General features: G+C 65.3%; 15 protein-coding genes and 1 pseudogene. 8 read left to right on the top strand and 8 right to left on the bottom strand.

What is annotated here, in order from left to right; genetic code table 11:
• The first annotated feature begins 2 nt into the window (after nucleotides 1-2).
• From AAFG07_RS17020 to AAFG07_RS17030, 3 genes are read left to right on the top strand one after another with little or no spacing between them, the layout of a single operon-like run.
• Nucleotides 3-950, top strand: coding sequence for a branched-chain amino acid ABC transporter permease (locus AAFG07_RS17020; RefSeq protein ID WP_342728272.1), 948 nt, complete (start codon nucleotides 3-5; stop codon nucleotides 948-950).
• Nucleotides 947-1,723 (top strand): ABC transporter ATP-binding protein, encoded by a 777-nt coding sequence (locus AAFG07_RS17025; protein WP_342728273.1) that lies wholly within the window; start codon nucleotides 947-949, stop codon nucleotides 1,721-1,723. Before AAFG07_RS17020 ends, AAFG07_RS17025 begins: the two co-directional genes overlap by 4 nt.
• Complete coding sequence (locus AAFG07_RS17030) at nucleotides 1,716-2,420, top strand: ABC transporter ATP-binding protein (protein ID WP_342728274.1); 705 nt, start codon at nucleotides 1,716-1,718, stop codon at nucleotides 2,418-2,420. The genes AAFG07_RS17025 and AAFG07_RS17030 overlap by 8 nt, the downstream gene beginning before the upstream one ends.
• Before the next feature lie 9 nt (nucleotides 2,421-2,429).
• Here the strand turns inward: AAFG07_RS17030 and AAFG07_RS17035 are convergent, their stop codons facing one another.
• The 5 genes from AAFG07_RS17035 to AAFG07_RS17055 are packed head-to-tail and all read right to left on the bottom strand — an operon-like array spanning nucleotide 2,430 to nucleotide 6,189.
• Nucleotides 2,430-2,567, bottom strand: a complete 138-nt coding sequence (locus tag AAFG07_RS17035) for a hypothetical protein (RefSeq protein WP_342728275.1) — start codon at nucleotides 2,565-2,567, stop codon at nucleotides 2,430-2,432.
• A 2-nt stretch (nucleotides 2,568-2,569) separates the two neighbouring features.
• Nucleotides 2,570-3,592: a zinc-binding alcohol dehydrogenase family protein gene (locus AAFG07_RS17040; RefSeq protein WP_342728276.1), complete on the bottom strand. Its 1,023-nt coding sequence runs from the start codon at nucleotides 3,590-3,592 to the stop codon at nucleotides 2,570-2,572.
• A 9-nt stretch (nucleotides 3,593-3,601) separates the two neighbouring features.
• Nucleotides 3,602-4,510, bottom strand: a complete 909-nt coding sequence (locus AAFG07_RS17045; RefSeq protein WP_342728277.1) for a 3-keto-5-aminohexanoate cleavage protein — start codon at nucleotides 4,508-4,510, stop codon at nucleotides 3,602-3,604.
• Between the two features lie 12 nt (nucleotides 4,511-4,522).
• Nucleotides 4,523-5,278, bottom strand: a complete 756-nt coding sequence (locus AAFG07_RS17050) for an SDR family oxidoreductase (protein WP_342728278.1) — start codon at nucleotides 5,276-5,278, stop codon at nucleotides 4,523-4,525.
• Nucleotides 5,279-5,286: 8 nt separating this feature from the next.
• Complete coding sequence (locus AAFG07_RS17055) at nucleotides 5,287-6,189, bottom strand: dioxygenase (RefSeq protein WP_342728279.1); 903 nt, start codon at nucleotides 6,187-6,189, stop codon at nucleotides 5,287-5,289.
• 37 nt (nucleotides 6,190-6,226) lie between these two features.
• Between AAFG07_RS17055 and AAFG07_RS17060 the strand changes: the two genes are divergently transcribed.
• Together AAFG07_RS17060 and AAFG07_RS17065 are read left to right on the top strand one after the other, a co-directional pair.
• Nucleotides 6,227-7,327, top strand: a complete 1,101-nt coding sequence (locus tag AAFG07_RS17060) for a LacI family DNA-binding transcriptional regulator (protein ID WP_342728280.1) — start codon at nucleotides 6,227-6,229, stop codon at nucleotides 7,325-7,327.
• A gap of 412 nt (nucleotides 7,328-7,739) precedes the next feature.
• A complete protein-coding gene (locus tag AAFG07_RS17065; protein WP_342728281.1) occupies nucleotides 7,740-8,174 on the top strand; it encodes a twin-arginine translocation pathway signal in 435 nt (144 codons plus the stop codon).
• A 49-nt stretch (nucleotides 8,175-8,223) separates the two neighbouring features.
• Here the strand turns inward: AAFG07_RS17065 and AAFG07_RS17070 are convergent, their stop codons facing one another.
• Both AAFG07_RS17070 and AAFG07_RS17075 read right to left on the bottom strand, forming a co-directional pair.
• Entirely contained in the window at nucleotides 8,224-9,426 is a 1,203-nt protein-coding gene (locus AAFG07_RS17070; protein ID WP_342728282.1) for an FAD-dependent monooxygenase, read from the bottom strand.
• Between the two features lie 7 nt (nucleotides 9,427-9,433).
• Nucleotides 9,434-9,679 (bottom strand): zinc-finger domain-containing protein, encoded by a 246-nt coding sequence (locus AAFG07_RS17075; protein WP_092115185.1) that lies wholly within the window; start codon nucleotides 9,677-9,679, stop codon nucleotides 9,434-9,436.
• Between the two features lie 248 nt (nucleotides 9,680-9,927).
• Between AAFG07_RS17075 and AAFG07_RS17080 the strand changes: the two genes are divergently transcribed.
• The gene (locus AAFG07_RS17080; protein WP_342728283.1) at nucleotides 9,928-11,061 is read left to right on the top strand and encodes a hypothetical protein; all 1,134 of its coding nucleotides are present in this window, start codon (nucleotides 9,928-9,930) and stop codon (nucleotides 11,059-11,061) included.
• 76 nt (nucleotides 11,062-11,137) lie between these two features.
• Nucleotides 11,138-11,890, top strand: a complete 753-nt coding sequence (locus AAFG07_RS17085) for an alpha/beta fold hydrolase (protein ID WP_342728284.1) — start codon at nucleotides 11,138-11,140, stop codon at nucleotides 11,888-11,890.
• Nucleotides 11,891-11,923: 33 nt separating this feature from the next.
• On the opposite strand, the pseudogene AAFG07_RS17090 reads toward AAFG07_RS17085, so the two are convergent.
• Nucleotides 11,924-13,297, bottom strand: a pseudogene (locus AAFG07_RS17090) (hypothetical protein); the annotation flags it as partial.
• Nucleotides 13,298-13,480: 183 nt separating this feature from the next.
• On the opposite strand from AAFG07_RS17090, the gene cysE reads away from it, so the two are divergent.
• Nucleotides 13,481-14,308, top strand: a complete 828-nt coding sequence (cysE, locus tag AAFG07_RS17095) for a serine O-acetyltransferase (RefSeq protein WP_212309873.1) — start codon at nucleotides 13,481-13,483, stop codon at nucleotides 14,306-14,308.
• Nucleotides 14,309-14,377 lie beyond the last annotated feature (69 nt).

Here is a 14,377-nt window from a genome sequence, read left to right on the forward strand (position 1 = left end):
CGATGCGCGCCGTTCTCAACAGCCGCTATGCGGTGATCTTCGCGCTGGCGGTCATCGTCGGCGTGCTGCCGCTGACCTTTCCGTCGAGCTACTATCTGCGGGTGGCATCCCTGGTCTGGGTCTCGGCGTTCGCGGCGATCGGGCTCAATCTTCTGATGGGCAAGGCCGGGCAGGTCAGCCTCGGCCACGCGGCGTTCTTCGGCGTCGGCGCCTACTCGGTCGCGATCGGCCCGGCGCATCTCGGAATCTCGGCCTGGGCGTCATCGCTGATCGGCGCCTGCCTCGCGGGGGGGCTGGCCTATCTGGTCGGGCGTCCCATCCTGCGGCTCAAGGGCCATTACCTCGCGATCGCGACGCTCGGCTTCGGCGTGCTGGTCGCGCTGGTGATCACGACAGAGAACCGCTGGACCGGCGGCCCCGACGGCATGCCGGTCGCCAAGCTCACAATGTTCGGCTGGCGCGTCAGCACGGCCTATGCGTGGTACTGGGTCTCGGGCGCGTTCATGATCCTTGGGACCTGGGTCGCGCTCAACCTCGACGACACGCCAACCGGCCGCGCGTTCCTCGCGCTGCATGACAGCGAGATCGCGGCGCGGGTCGCCGGCATCGACGTCGCGAGCTTCAAGCTGCGCGCCTTCGTGCTGGCCGCCGTCTATGCCTCGGTCGCCGGCTCCCTGCTCGCCATGATGAACGGCTTCGTCTCGCCCGACCTCGCCGGCTTCCAGCATTCGGTCGAACTGGTAACGATGGTGGTGCTGGGCGGGCTCGGATCGATTCTCGGCAGCATCGTCGGCGCGGCGGTGCTGATCGTGCTGCCGCAGATGCTCACCGTTTTCCAGGACTACGAGAACGTCATGCTCGGCCTGATCATCATCGCCTCGATGGTGTTCATGCGTGACGGCATCGTTCCGACAGCCCGCAAATTTCTCGTGAAGGTGATTGCACGGTGATTCTTTCGGTCAGCGATATCGGGATCGCGTTCGGCGCCGTGAAGGCGATCGATAACGTCAGCTTCGCGGTCGACGAGGGCCAGATCTTTTCCGTGATCGGTCCGAACGGCGCCGGCAAGACCTCGCTGTTCAACGTGATCTCCGGCGTCTACGTCGCTGGCTCCGGCCGCGTCGAGCTCTCGGGGCAGGACGTCACCAGGCTCGGGCCGGATGGGCTTGCGGCACGCGGCATGTCGCGCACGTTTCAGAACCTCCAGATCTTCCAGCGCATGACGGTGGCGCAGAATGTCATGGTCGGCCGTCACTTGCAGGAGAAATGCAATCTGCTGGCCGACATGCTGCGGCTGCCGTCGGTCGCGCGCCAGAATCGCGCGACACGCGAGGCGGCGCTCGCCTGTCTCGACGAGGTCGGTCTGCGCGGCAAGGCCGACGTGCTTGCCGGCGACCTGTCTTACGGCGGCTGCAAGCGGCTGGAGATCGCCCGCGCGCTCGCGGCCGAGCCGCGCATCGTGCTGCTCGATGAGCCGGCGGCCGGCTGCAACGCGGTGGAGACCGAAGATATCGACCGCGTCATCTGCCGCCTCGCCGACAAGGGGATCGCCGTCGTTCTTGTCGAGCACGACATGAAGCTCGTGATGAAGATTTCGAATCGCATTCTCGTGCTGGATCGCGGCAAGGTGCTGATCGAAGGCACGCCCCAGCAGGTGCGTGAAAGTTCGACGGTCCACGATGCCTATCTCGGCACCCGCCGCGCGGAGGCCCAGCGTGCTTGAGATCGAGAATCTTCACAGTGCCTATGGGCGCATCGAAGTGCTCAAGGGCGTCTCCTTGCGTGTTGCGGCGGGCGAAGTCGTCGCGCTGATCGGATCGAACGGCGCCGGCAAGACCACGCTGATGCGGGCGCTGTCGGGCGTGCAGCCGGTGACGGGCGGAGCCATCACCTTTCTCGGTGAGCGGATCGACCGGCTGCCATCGCATGCGCGGGTCAGGCGCGGCATCGTCCAGTCGCCGGAAGGGCGTCACGTCTTTGCGCCGCTGAGCGTTGAGGACAACCTCAGCCTCGGCGGCTATCTCAGGCGCGACGGGGAGATCGAGCAGGATCGCGCGCGCGTCTACACGATGTTCCCGGTGCTGCATGAGAAGCGGCACCTGCTCGCGGGGGGCCTGTCCGGTGGCCAGCAGCAGATGCTGGCCATCGGACGCGCGCTGATGGGCAAGCCGAAACTGCTGCTGCTTGACGAGCCCTCGCTCGGGCTGTCGCCGCTGCTGGTCGATCAGATCCTCGGTGCGATCGCGGCCCTGAAGGCCGCCGGGGTCACCATCCTGCTGGTGGAGCAGAACGCCTCCGCCGCGCTCGAGATTTCCGACCGTGGCTACGTCATCGAGACCGGCCGCATCGCCTTCACGGACAGTGCATCGGCGCTGCTGAACGATCCGAGGGTCAAGAGCGCCTATCTCGGCCTCGAATAGGGCCGAGGATTAGGCTCGGCAGTACCAGTGGATATTCGCGGAGCTCAAGCGATGCTCGTCAACACCGCGATGCAGACGCACCATCGCCATGTCGTGGTGCCCGGGCGCCGTGTAGGCGGGCGCCTCGCCGAAGCGAACGACATTCATGATCAGGCTCTCGGTCGCAGGACGACGCGGTTGCGTGATGATCCGATCACTGCGGTGTAGGCCGCCTTCGTCTCAGCGAGCGGGTAGATCGAGGACGGGACGATCGGATAGGGGCGCAGGAAGCCGCCGGCGAACCCAGGTAGCACGCTACGCAGCAGCTCTGCGCTTTCGACCGTAGAAAACGCGAGGGTGTCGACGCCGACGTAGGTGTGCCGTCCGCGATAGAATTCCAGGATGTTGAATTTGACCGTCTTGTTGATCGTGGCAATCAGGATCTGCCGCCCGGCCTTTGCAAGCGAATGATGCGCATCGTCGAAATAGGGGTCACCGACCGTGTTGAAGACGATATCGGCTCCGTGGCCGTCGGTCAGTTCGCGCACACGTTCTGCCACGTCGGCCGTCGCGGAATTGATGATCTCGATCGGGGCGTTGGCGTGGCCTTCATAGGGTTCGTCCTTGCGCACCACGCCGATCACCCTGGCGCCTTGCCAGGTCGCAAGCTGGACCGCAGCCTGCCCGACCTTGCCGTTGACGCCCATGACGAGGACATGTTCGCCGGGTCTCGGCGCGCCAGCTCGCCGAAAGCCTTCGATGGCTGTCACGAACGGAACGCCGATCCCTGCAGCCTCATCCATCGAAATGCCGTCCGGCTTTTCGACCAGGGCCGCGGCTTCGACGACGACATGGCTGGCGTGGGTACCGTCGCGGCGGATTCCGAGGTCGCCGGACGAGCCGAACACGGCTTTTCCGATCAATGCGTCCGGCCCTTCGACCACCCGCCCGGAAAAATCCCGGCCCGGGGTTCTTGGGAACACCGCATAAGGCATCAATCCCGTGGCGGCCTTGACGTCCGACGGATTGACACCAGCAGCTTCGATCGCAACCACGACTTCGTGCGGTTGCCGCGTCAGCGAATGTTTCTCGATGGACGGCGCGATCGCCGCCGCATCGGCGGCCTTGGCATTGAGCCGCACGCAGGTCGCCTCGACGACGACATCGGTCCCCGATCTGGTGATGGCATTCATAGCTCGCTCCTAAGCCTTGATTGTCTTCGTGGGCGAGGGCAGGCCGACGATCCGCCGGCTGTCCTCGATCGTCGCGACGGCGCCTCCGAGATCCTCGACGATGCGGCGCGCCTTTGTGACCATTTCCGCGTTGGAGGTCGCGAGCTGGCCGCGCGTGAGATAGACCGCATCTTCCAGGCCGATCCGAACGTGACCGCCCGCAAGATAGGATTGTGCAACCGTCGTGAATGCGGCCTTGCCGATGCCGACCGCGGTGAACTCCGCGTCAGGCGGCAGCAGGCCGCGCGCGTACAATACGGTTTCCGGGGAAGGCTGAAAGCCGTAACGAACGCCCATCACGAAGGAACACAGGACTGGCCCTCGCAGGGAGCCGTCGGCCAAGAGATCGCGCATCAAGGCGATATCGCCGGAATCGAACAGTTCGATCTCCGGTTTGACGCCGGCGTCCGCGATCACTTTCGCCATCCGGCGAACGTTCGCCGGCGTATTGATCACGACCTCGCCTCCGGAGTTCATGGTGTTGAGATCGAGCGTGCAGATGTCCGGTCGCAGCACGGCGATGTGCTCGACCCGCTTCTCCGGCGCCATCAGGGTCGTGCCTTCGGCGGCCACCTTCGGATCGTCCTTGGACGGAACAAAGCGTCCGCCCGGTCCGGTCGTGATGTTGAGGATCAACGCGGGGTTGCGCGCGCGAATGCGCTCGACGACATCGACATAGTGGTCGAGCAGCATCGAGGGACGGCCGGTAAGCGGGTCTCGAACGTGGATATGGACGATGGCGGCGCCCGCATCGGCGGCGGAGAGACAGGCGTCAGCGATCTGCGCCGGCGTGATGGGAAGATGAGGGGTCTGCTCGGGTGTCGTCAGGTTGCCGGTGACGGCGCAGGTGATGATGACCTTTTCGTGGGGAGATCGCATAGACTTGTTCCTTCAAAGCGAGCGGCCGCCGTCGACCACGAAAGTCGTTCCGGTCGCGAAGCCGAGTTGGGTTGCACAGGCGAGAATGGCCGAGGCGATGTCCTCCGCGGTCGCGATCCGCTTCAGCGGTGTCGTCGTCGCGGTCTTGGCGTTGAAGTCCGTGCCGCGCCCTGGAACGAAGCCGGTGTCGACCACGCCGGGTGCGACCGCGAGCACCCGCACCTCGGGGGCCAGCACGCGGGCGAGCGATTTCGTCATGACGTCGATGCCGGCCTTGACGGCACAATAGGCAATCGAGGAACCGATCCCGTTGGTGCCCGCGATCGATGATATCGAAACGACGAGGCCGTCACCGGATGCCTTCAGCAGCGGAGCGAAGGTGCGGATCGCCGCAAACTGTCCGCGCCAGTTGACCGCGAACATCCGGTCAATCAGGTCGTCGTCCAGCGCGTCGAGATCGGCGTGCGGCACCGGCTTGGTAAAGCCGGCGGCGTTGACGAGGATATCGAGCCGGCCGAAGCGCCGCTCGATCTCGGCGCGCAGTGCTTTCAAGGTTGCGGTCTGCGCGACGTCGGCGATCAACGCGGCGTGGCCGTCTCCAGGCAAGGATTGCACTACCGTTGCCGCGGCGGCGGCTTCGTCCGGAACGTCGCGGTGGCTGATTGCAATGCGGGCACCGAGTTCGGCGAAGCGCCTGGCGGACACGGCCCCGATGCTGCCGGCTCCGCCTACGACGAGCACGACCTTGTCCTTCATGGATTGATTCATCGTCAGCCTCACTTGATCGGTGGCTTGGGGAGGATCGCTTCACCGTTTTCCATGGTGGAGCGATAGTTCAGCGTGTACCAGGGAGCGCGGACCCCGGGCGCCGGTGGATCGCCGTCGTCATGCCGGCGATAATCGCCGACCAGCGCGCGCGTCACCCCGAACACCACGTCGCTGTCCAGGTGTTCGTCGTCGTCGACGAAGACCTGCGTGATCAGCGTCTTGTAACCGGGCTTGAAGCCCAGGAAGTGCAGGTGTGCCGGCCGGTAGGGATGCCTGTTCTGGGCGCGCAGCATGTCGCCAACCGGGCCGTCGGTCGGCACGGGATAGCCGGCGGGCTTGACCGATCTGAATGAGAACCGACCCGCGGCGTCGGTGGTGAACTTGCCGCGCAGGTTCATGTCTGCCTGCGTTTCGTCCTGGTTCTCATAGAGGCCGACCGGCGAGGATTGCCAGACGTCGACCTCGACATTGGCGAGGGGCTTGCCCGCGATGTCGACGACCTCGCACGCGACGAAGAGTTCGGGGCCGGGTGTCGCCGAGCGAACGATCGATGCCCCGTTCTCCGTTCGGGGAGAATTGGCCCGCCAGAACGGGCCCAGCAATGCTGCCGCGGTTTCGGTCGCACCGGCGTTGCCGTTGTTCAGCAGGCAGACGAACGTCGAGAAGCCGGTCGCATCCGCGAAGAGGATGCCCTCGTTGTGGCTGTCGTGGGTGGCCTGTCCGATCCGGTTCAGGAAGTCGATGCCGAGATCGTATTCCGCCTCGGTGAGTTTCACCTCGCGGGCGAAGGCATGGAGGTGCCTGACGAAGGCTTCCATCACCGTTCGAAGCCGCGCGTTGTCGGCCGACGCCATCGCCCGCAACACTGTCGGCGTCACGTCCTCGAGCTTCTCGATAATGCCGTGAGACATCAGTGGGCTCCCAATTGGTTGCTCAGAATGCAATCGTTTGCATGAGATATTGCAATCGATTGCAATGAGTCAAGGGAGCCGCTATGCTCATTTCGCAAACGAGCTAAGCAGCAGGAATCGCTGGGTGAATCGACCAGTCACGACAATCAAGCAGATCGCGGACGCCGCCGGCGTCCATCCTTCGACCGTGTCGCGGGCTCTCGATCCCAAGAAACGGCATTTGGTCGCGGACGACGTCGCCAGGAGGATCTCCGCCCAGGCCGAGGCGCTGGGCTACCAGCCGAACCGGCTGGCGGCCAATCTGCGACTGGGTCGATCCGATCTCGTCGGTGTGCTGCTGCCCGACATTACCAATCCGGTGTTCGCTCCGATCCTTGGCGGCATTGCGGAGGTTCTTTCTGCGGAAGGCTACGCACCGATCGTCGCGGATGCCGGGAATGTATCGTCGCAGCAGATCTCCTTTGTTGAGCGACTGCTCAGCCAGCGGGTCGACGGTCTGATCCTGGCGACGGTTTCGCAGGATGACGAACTCGTCGGTTTCTGTATCCGGCGCGGCGTTCCCGTGATCCTGGTCAACCGATCCGAAGCGCGCGATCGCGTCTCCTCAGTCGTCTCGGACGACGAAATGGGAATGCGCCTCGCCGTCGATCATCTCGTCGATATCGGACACCGCCGCATTGCGCATATCGCAGGGCCGCTGTCGACATCAACCGGCGCGCTGCGGCGTGATGGCTTCGAGCGCGCGATGGCGCGGCACGGATTGACCGGTGTCTTACGCGAAGCCGCGGGATACACGCGCGAAGGCGGCGCGCTGGCGGCGACGTATCTCGTCGGCGGGCCGCATCAGGTGACTGCGATCGTTGCCGCGAACGACCTGCTGGCGATCGGTGCCCTGGACGCGCTGCAGGAGCGGCACCTGCGGTGCCCGGAGGATGTCTCGCTCGTCGGTCACAACGACATGCCGTTCATGGATGTCGTCTCGCCGCCGCTCACCACCGTGCGCATCGAGCACCGCGAGATGGGGCGGATCGCTGCCAGAATGCTGATCGAAATGCTCCAGAGCAAGTCGGCCGAGATCCGGCACGTCGTACTTCCTCCTGAGTTGGTCGTCAGGAAATCCACGCAACCGGCGGTCTAGAGAATCTGCCGGCTGCTTTCGGCCGGGCGGGTCATCAAGGTTGCGCCGGCGCGGCCTGTCAGGAAGCACGTCGGCGATCTCGCCTTCGTCGCTGGTCGGAGCAGGGCACTCGTCATCCCGCAATGGTCGATCGATCGGGTTGAGCGAAGAGGTAGTGCCGCATTGGACACCGTACGATCCCGCCGGACATGCTGCGCCTGACGGTCAGCCCGGCGTGCGCCTTGGCTTAGCCCCGCGCTCCGCTATCCGCTACTACCAGGCGCGCTTTCAAAGGCTTAACCTGCAGCTTGCAATTCCATTTGCTTCAGCGGCCGAGCATTGGGATAAGCAGCGCGCCGCCGCGATTGAGCCTCAATCCGGACACCGGCGGCTGCTTTAGGCAATCTCAACACTGTCGGACTAAGAAAGCTGAATGTCTGTTCGTCCCTCACGCCGCCCAAATCTGTCGCGCGCGGCAGCCTTCGTTGCGCTGCTAGCCTCGGCTGCGGGCGTTTCCGGCTGCGCACAGATCGGCGACAGCGTGCCGTCGGCATTCGCCGATCCCGCCAAATACGATCTGTATGATTGCAAGCAGCTCGAGACCGAGCGCACGAATCTCGCGTCTCGCGCGACGGCTCAGGAAAAGTTGATGGCCAAGGCGGAGACCGGCGTCGGCGGTACCGTGGTCTCGGAAATGGTCTATCGCAACGAGCTGATCTCGATCCACGCCCAGCAGAGGCTGGCGGATCAGGCCTGGCGCGCCAACAAGTGCCATGAGAGCCCGCCGGACACGCCTGCGGCGGCCGCACCCGCGGCGCCTGCGCCGGCGGCGAATGGCCCGCGCGCGCCGCGAGGCCTCGTTCACTAAGTCAACGTTTCCAGAAGAACCGGTAGCTGCGCGCGCAGGCGCGCTCGGCTCAGGCGCGCCAGTCGTAGATCCAGTCCTGCCGCGCCAGCATGCGCTGCGGACCGATGGCGCGGATCGCAAGATCGCGCGCGATCGCCAAGGGTCCGCTCAAATGATAGATGCGGCCCTGCTGCCGCGCCATGCGCTGCACCTTCAGCACGCGGCCGCGCCGCATCTCGGCGTAGCGCTTCAACGCGGCGGGAATGCCTGCGGTGTTTTCGCCGGTGCAGTCGGCCAGGGCCTTGGCGAGCACGGCCGCATCCTCGATCGCCATGCCGGCGCCTTGCGCGGCAAACGGCAGCATCGCATGCGCGGCGTCGCCGAGCAGTGTCACCGCGCCTTCGTTCCAGCGGCCGATGTCGGGCAGGGTGAACAGCGCCCATTTGCGCCAGCCGTCGACCGCGCCGATCAGCATCCGCGCCGTGGCGGGCCAGCGCGCGGTAGCGAACGCGCCCTTGATCTCGTTGATGTCACCCGGCGCGCTCCAGCCTGGTCGGTTCCAGGTGCCGGACACGATCGCAACCACGTTGACCTGGCGTCCGGCCGAGATCGGATAGGCAACGAGATGCGCGTCCGGCCCCATCCACAGCTGCACGCGCGGCGCGGTGTATTCGCGCGGCAGGGCGGTCGCGTCCAGCGTGCCGCGCCAGGCGATCAGGCCGGAGAATTGCGGCTGTACATCCGGAAACAAATGTCCGCGGACCGACGACCAGATGCCATCCGCGCCGATCAGCGCAACGGCCAATTCCTCTTGCCGTGCGTTGCCGCGGCGCTGCACCACCGTCAGCCCCTTGGCGTGCTTTGTCACGTCCTCGAACTGGCAGCCGAGCCGCAGATCGATATCGGGATGCTCGTTGACGGCGGCCTGCAACGCGGCCTGCAGATCGGCGCGGTGGATCACCCAATAGGGGGCACCGGCGCGGAACTCGGCGGCCCGGCCGAGCGGCATCCGCGCGATCTCGCCACCGGCCCGCGCGCTCAGGATGTTGACGGATTCCGGCGTGACCGCGCGCCGCGCCAGCGGTTCCTTGAGCCCGAGCTCGACCAGGATGCGGCTGGCATTGGGAGAGAGCTGGATGCCGGCGCCGGCTTCCTCGAGCCGCTCGGCCTTTTCCAGCACGACGACGCGAAAACCTTGTGCCGCCAGGGTCAGCGACGCCGTCAGTCCCCCGATCCCGGCGCCGGCAACGATGACGGTTCGCGTCAGCGCCACGGAACGATCAGGCGACCTTGTCTTTCAGCACGCATTCCGGCGGCCGGGCTTCGCCGGCAGCGAGGTCGGACGCGAAGCGATACAGCGTCGAGCAATACGGGCAAATGATCTCGCTGTCGTTGCCGAGGTCGAGGAACACGTGCGGATGGTCGAACGGAGGGTTGGCGCCCACGCACATGAATTCCTGCGACCCGATCTCGATCACCGAGACACCGGCATCGTTATGGAAGTGCGGGACGACGTGGTCGGACATATTCTCACCTTGGTGGCAACGATGGGCAGACGCAATTAACAGCATGCGGCATCGTGAAATGCCGCGCACCATACTGGCGGGAACAGTTGATTCCTAGAGCCCCGATGGCTCATTTGCTCATGCAAATTCGACACAATCTTGTCGTCCCAGAGAAGCCCTTCTTTGGTCGGAGCCGTTGTGTCGCAAAATCGGCACACTATTTCCAAGCGAACTGAACAAGGCGAATAAAACTAGAGGTTTTCAGCGGAATGAACGGGGTGCGCCTCATTTTTGCGGTGGCCGGCCTGGCAGCGAGCGCTGTCGTGGGCGCGGCCATTTGGCCGCACGCCCGGGACGCCGGCACGGTGCTGTCAGCGCGGAACGATCCGGCTGCGCTCGCCGACCTCAGGCTCAATTCCGTCCTGCGCAACAACCCGGCGTTGATATCGGACAATATCGAGGCGGCGCTCGCCTCCGGAGATGCCGATCTTGCGACCAGCTTCGTCGCGCTCGCGAGCGAGAAGAACATCGCGCTCAGTGATGAACTCAAAAAGCGTGTCGATGACGCGCGCACCGAGCAGTCGTCCACCACGCATTTCGCCAAGGGATTTGCCACCGGTCTCGTGACCGGCAATGCCGACGATGTCGCAAGCCTGTCCGGCACGGTCGCGGGCGATCTGTTCGTGTTCGGTGACGTCAGGGACGTCGTGCGCGAGGGCAAGCACCTCGTGATGGGCGAGGACACCGACCGACTGGTGCTTGGCCTTGCCGCCGCCGGGCTCGCCGTGACTGCGGCCACCTATGTGTCGGTCGGCGGCGCCGCGCCGCTGCGCGCCGGACTGACGCTGGTCAAGGATACGCGCAAGGCCGGACGGCTGAGTGAGGGGATGATCGAATGGGCCGGGCGCTCGACCCGCGAGGTGGTCGATCAGCCGGCGCTCCGTGATGCGGTCGCATCCGGCTCGGTGCTGCGGCCGGCGGAAACCGCAACCGCGATCCGCGCGGCGTTCCGCGCCGAGAAGGCCGGTGCGCTGGTGCGCGTCGCCAAGGACGTCGGGCGCATCGGCGAGGCGGCCGGGGTTCGTGCCGCGCGGGACACGCTGAAGGTCGCGGAGAACCCGCAGGAGATCGCGCGCGCGGCCCGCATCGCCGAGGTGAAGGGCGGCCAGACCCGCGCAATCATCAAGCTGCTCGGCCGCGGCGCGCTGCTGCTCGTGGCCGGCACATTCAATCTCACCATGTGGCTGTTCGGCGCGCTGCTTGCGCTGTTTGGCTTTGTGTCGTCGATCAAGGCCACCACCGAGCGAGCCACGGCATGGTGGCTCAGACGCAGCAAGGCGCTGCGCCTGAAGCGGCAGATGACCGCGCAGGCCGCGCTGGCGAGTATGCCCGCCCAAGGCTAGATTTCACGCTAAGCTTGCGGTCGCCGGTCGATCGCAAATCCCAAATCCAGAATCCCAAGAAAAAACGGAATCGAAGATGCCGAGTTTCCACCACGGCGATGTTGAGATTGCCTATATCGACGAAGGCGCGGGCGAGCCGATCGTGCTCGTGCACGGCTTCGCGTCGAGCAAGAACGTCAACTGGATCTATCCGACCTGGGTGTCGGAGCTCGTCAAGGCCGGCCGGCGCGTCATCGCGCTCGACAATCGCGGCCACGGTGAATCCGCCAAGCTCTACGACGCCGCGCAGTACGAGATCGCGACCATGGCAAGCGACGTGATCGCGCTGATGGATCATCTTGGAATCGCGCGCGCCGACATCATGGGCTATTCGCTGGGCTCGCGGATGACGGCGATCCTGGCGCGTGAAAATTCCGATCGGGTGCGTTCGGCGATCCTCGGTGGCATCGGCATCGGGCTGATCGAGGGCGGCGGTCCCGGCGAGGCCGTTGCGCTGGCGCTGGAGGCGCCGTCGCTCGACGACGTCACCGATCCGGTCGGCCGCACCTTCCGCGCCTTCGCCGATCAGACCCGCTCCGACCGCCGCGCGCTCGCCGCCTGCCTGCGCGGCTCGCGCCGCCTGATGACGCGCGAGGAGGCCGCCGGCATCGGCGTGCCGGTCCTGATCGCGGTCGGCACCAACGATGAGATCGCAGGCTCGGCGTCAGCGCTCGGCCGGATCATTCCGGGTTCGCAGGTGCTCGACATTCCGAACCGCGACCACATGCGGGCGGTCGGTGACAAGGTCTACAAGACCGGCGTCATCGACTTCCTGTCGCCGCGAAAATAGCTCGTTGGCATCGTTCTCGGCATCGTGCTTGGCGAAGGCGCGCGCCGCCGCGGTCAGCACCACGAAGGTCGCGACCCACACCATGCGCGCGCCATAGCGGTCGTGGGGCCCCGAGATCACGCCGCAGACGGCGGCATTGCCGAGCAGAGCGAGCGTCACCGTGCCCGCCAGCAACGTCAGATCGTCGAGCCGCCGCTGCCACAGTCCGCGGCCGAACAGGATCACGACCAGGAGCATCGAGGCCAGCGCGACCGGCACGTGGATGCGATTGATCGCGGTGAAGTCGAGGGCCCATCGTTGTTGCCGCGCGGCGCGCATCGGCGCGACCTGCTTGGGAACATAGCGCTCGATGATGCCGTAGGTATGCGGGATCCAGCCCGAGGAGCCTTCGCCGGTCGCCACATCCAACAGCTGGTCGGCGGTCGCTTTCAGCGCCGCCCTGGCCTGCCATGTCGGATATTCGGCGAGCGAACGCACCACGATGTGGCCCATCTCGTCATTCAGTCCCTGAAAGCGGCCGAGCGTGTTGAACATGCTGTGACCCCACAGGAAGTCGTCGGCGGTCGGCGGCAACTCGTCGCGATAGGGGCAGAGCTTCAGGTTCTCCCTGGCGCAATGATCGCGCAGATATTGCGCGACGATGCCATCCTGCAGCATGCGGCCGAAGGCGACGCCATAGCCGCCGGGTGTCCAGGCAAGCTGACCCGACAGCGCGAAGTTCGCCGCCAGCAGCATCACGGCGGCGGTGACGATGGTCAGGCTGCCTTGCATGAGCCCCGCGACCGGGACGCGGCGGCCGAGCCACGGACGCAGCATCCAGCCGACGCAGCACAGACCGAGCAGTACCGCGAGCGTCGCGCTGTGCGTGGCGGCGGAAAACGCGATGAACCCGAACAGCACCGCCTTCTCGAGCGTCGAAATCCGCTCGCCGTGCAGGACCAGGATGTAGAGCGCGAGCACCGAGAGGCCGGCAAAGATGTCGGTCAGCAGCATGCTGGCGAGCCAGGGCAGGGCGGTGGTGGCGATCAGCGCGAGGCTGATCGCGATCAGCCGGACCGGCCGGGCGAGCTCGAGCATGCGCAGGGTCAGCTGCAGGATCCACAGCGTCGCCAGGGTCTGGATACCGAGGTTGAGCCAGAAGCCCGATGTCTCGCCGACATGCAGGTAGAGGCCGAATACCGTGGACCGGCTCGGCACCAGATAGCCCTCGTACCAGCGCGCCAGATAGCCGCCGGTATCCCATTGGAGCAGCGGATAGCCGTTCCAGAAGGCAGGTGCGAGCAGCAGGAGGGGAATGGCAATGGTGGCGATCCAGACCGACCGTGCATCGGTCAGGCGCCCACGTAACGTCTGGGTATTGATGGTATTTCCCCCTTTTATTGGGGCCGACCATGCCCAAAACCACACTCGGGACGAAATCCGCCAATAGTTGCAGAAGCGCGGCTTGATTTCGGCAAAATCCCGACCAATTCCCCTAGACATCGGCCCGGGGGGCGTTCGGCTGGGGTTTACCGTACCGAGCCCTCCCGGGACGCGCTGGGGTCACCGTGCTATAACGCACATCAGAACAACCGAATTGCGAGAGCAGCTATGGCAGTTCATCAGGTCAATCCGCAGGGGAGCAAGCTCGCGGCACTCGATCCGATCTGGGATCGAATCCGCGGCGAGGCGGAAGACATCCTGCGCCGCGAGCCGGAGCTCGCATCCTTCATCTATGCGACCGTGTTGCATCATGAGCGCCTGGAAGATTCCGTGGTCCATCGCATTGCCGATCGGCTCGACCACGCCGCGCTGTCGGGCGACCTGATCCGCCAGACCTATGGCGAGGCATTGCGCGATGAGCCCGATATCGGCAACGCCTTCCGCGCCGATCTCGTCGCCGTCTATGACCGCGATCCCGCGACCTCGCGCTTCATCGATCCCTTGCTCTACTTCAAGGGCTTCCACGCGCTGCAGACCCATCGTCTTGCGCACTGGCTCTATCAGAAGGGCCGCAAGGATTTTGCCTTCTACCTGCAGAGCCGCTCGTCGGCGGTGTTCCAGACCGACATCAATCCGGCGGCCAGGATCGGCCGCGGCATCTTCCTCGATCACGCCACCGGCTTCGTCTGCGGCGAGACGGCCGTCATCGACGACGATGTCTCGATCCTGCATGGCGTCACGCTCGGCGGCACTGGCAAGGAGAACGAGGATCGCCATCCGAAGATCCGCCACGGCGTGCTGATCGGCGCCGGCGCCAAGATCCTCGGCAATATCGAGATCGGTCATTGCGCGCGGATCGCGGCGGGCTCCGTCGTGGTCAAACCCGTGCCGCACAACGTCACGGTCGCGGGCGTGCCGGCGAAAATCGTCGGCGAGGCCGGCTGTGCCGAGCCGTCGCGCACCATGGATCAGATGCTCAACGCGATCGGGCTTTGATTTCACTCGCTTTCTGATCGGTACCGCGCCTTAGCGTGTGCGCAACATCACGTCGCCAAAGCCTGAAAA

Source organism: Bradyrhizobium sp. B097, assembly GCF_038957035.1.
In the GTDB taxonomy this organism is placed as follows: domain Bacteria; phylum Pseudomonadota; class Alphaproteobacteria; order Rhizobiales; family Xanthobacteraceae; genus Bradyrhizobium.

What these genes read in the sequence shown, in the direction of transcription:
- AAFG07_RS17085 (WP_342728284.1), top strand. Translation starts at nt 11,138, where the DNA reads ATGCCGAGTTTCCACCACGGCGATGTTGAGATTGCCTATATCGACGAA.
- AAFG07_RS17075 (WP_092115185.1), bottom strand. Translation starts at nt 9,679, where the DNA reads ATGTCCGACCACGTCGTCCCGCACTTCCATAACGATGCCGGTGTCTCG.
- AAFG07_RS17045 (WP_342728277.1), bottom strand. Translation starts at nt 4,510, where the DNA reads ATGCGATCTCCCCACGAAAAGGTCATCATCACCTGCGCCGTCACCGGC.
- AAFG07_RS17020 (WP_342728272.1), top strand. Translation starts at nt 3, where the DNA reads ATGCGCGCCGTTCTCAACAGCCGCTATGCGGTGATCTTCGCGCTGGCG.
- AAFG07_RS17080 (WP_342728283.1), top strand. Translation starts at nt 9,928, where the DNA reads ATGAACGGGGTGCGCCTCATTTTTGCGGTGGCCGGCCTGGCAGCGAGC.
- AAFG07_RS17050 (WP_342728278.1), bottom strand. Translation starts at nt 5,278, where the DNA reads ATGAATCAATCCATGAAGGACAAGGTCGTGCTCGTCGTAGGCGGAGCC.
- cysE (WP_212309873.1), top strand. Translation starts at nt 13,481, where the DNA reads ATGGCAGTTCATCAGGTCAATCCGCAGGGGAGCAAGCTCGCGGCACTC.
- AAFG07_RS17040 (WP_342728276.1), bottom strand. Translation starts at nt 3,592, where the DNA reads ATGAATGCCATCACCAGATCGGGGACCGATGTCGTCGTCGAGGCGACC.
- AAFG07_RS17035 (WP_342728275.1), bottom strand. Translation starts at nt 2,567, where the DNA reads ATGAATGTCGTTCGCTTCGGCGAGGCGCCCGCCTACACGGCGCCCGGG.
- AAFG07_RS17055 (WP_342728279.1), bottom strand. Translation starts at nt 6,189, where the DNA reads ATGTCTCACGGCATTATCGAGAAGCTCGAGGACGTGACGCCGACAGTG.
- AAFG07_RS17065 (WP_342728281.1), top strand. Translation starts at nt 7,740, where the DNA reads ATGTCTGTTCGTCCCTCACGCCGCCCAAATCTGTCGCGCGCGGCAGCC.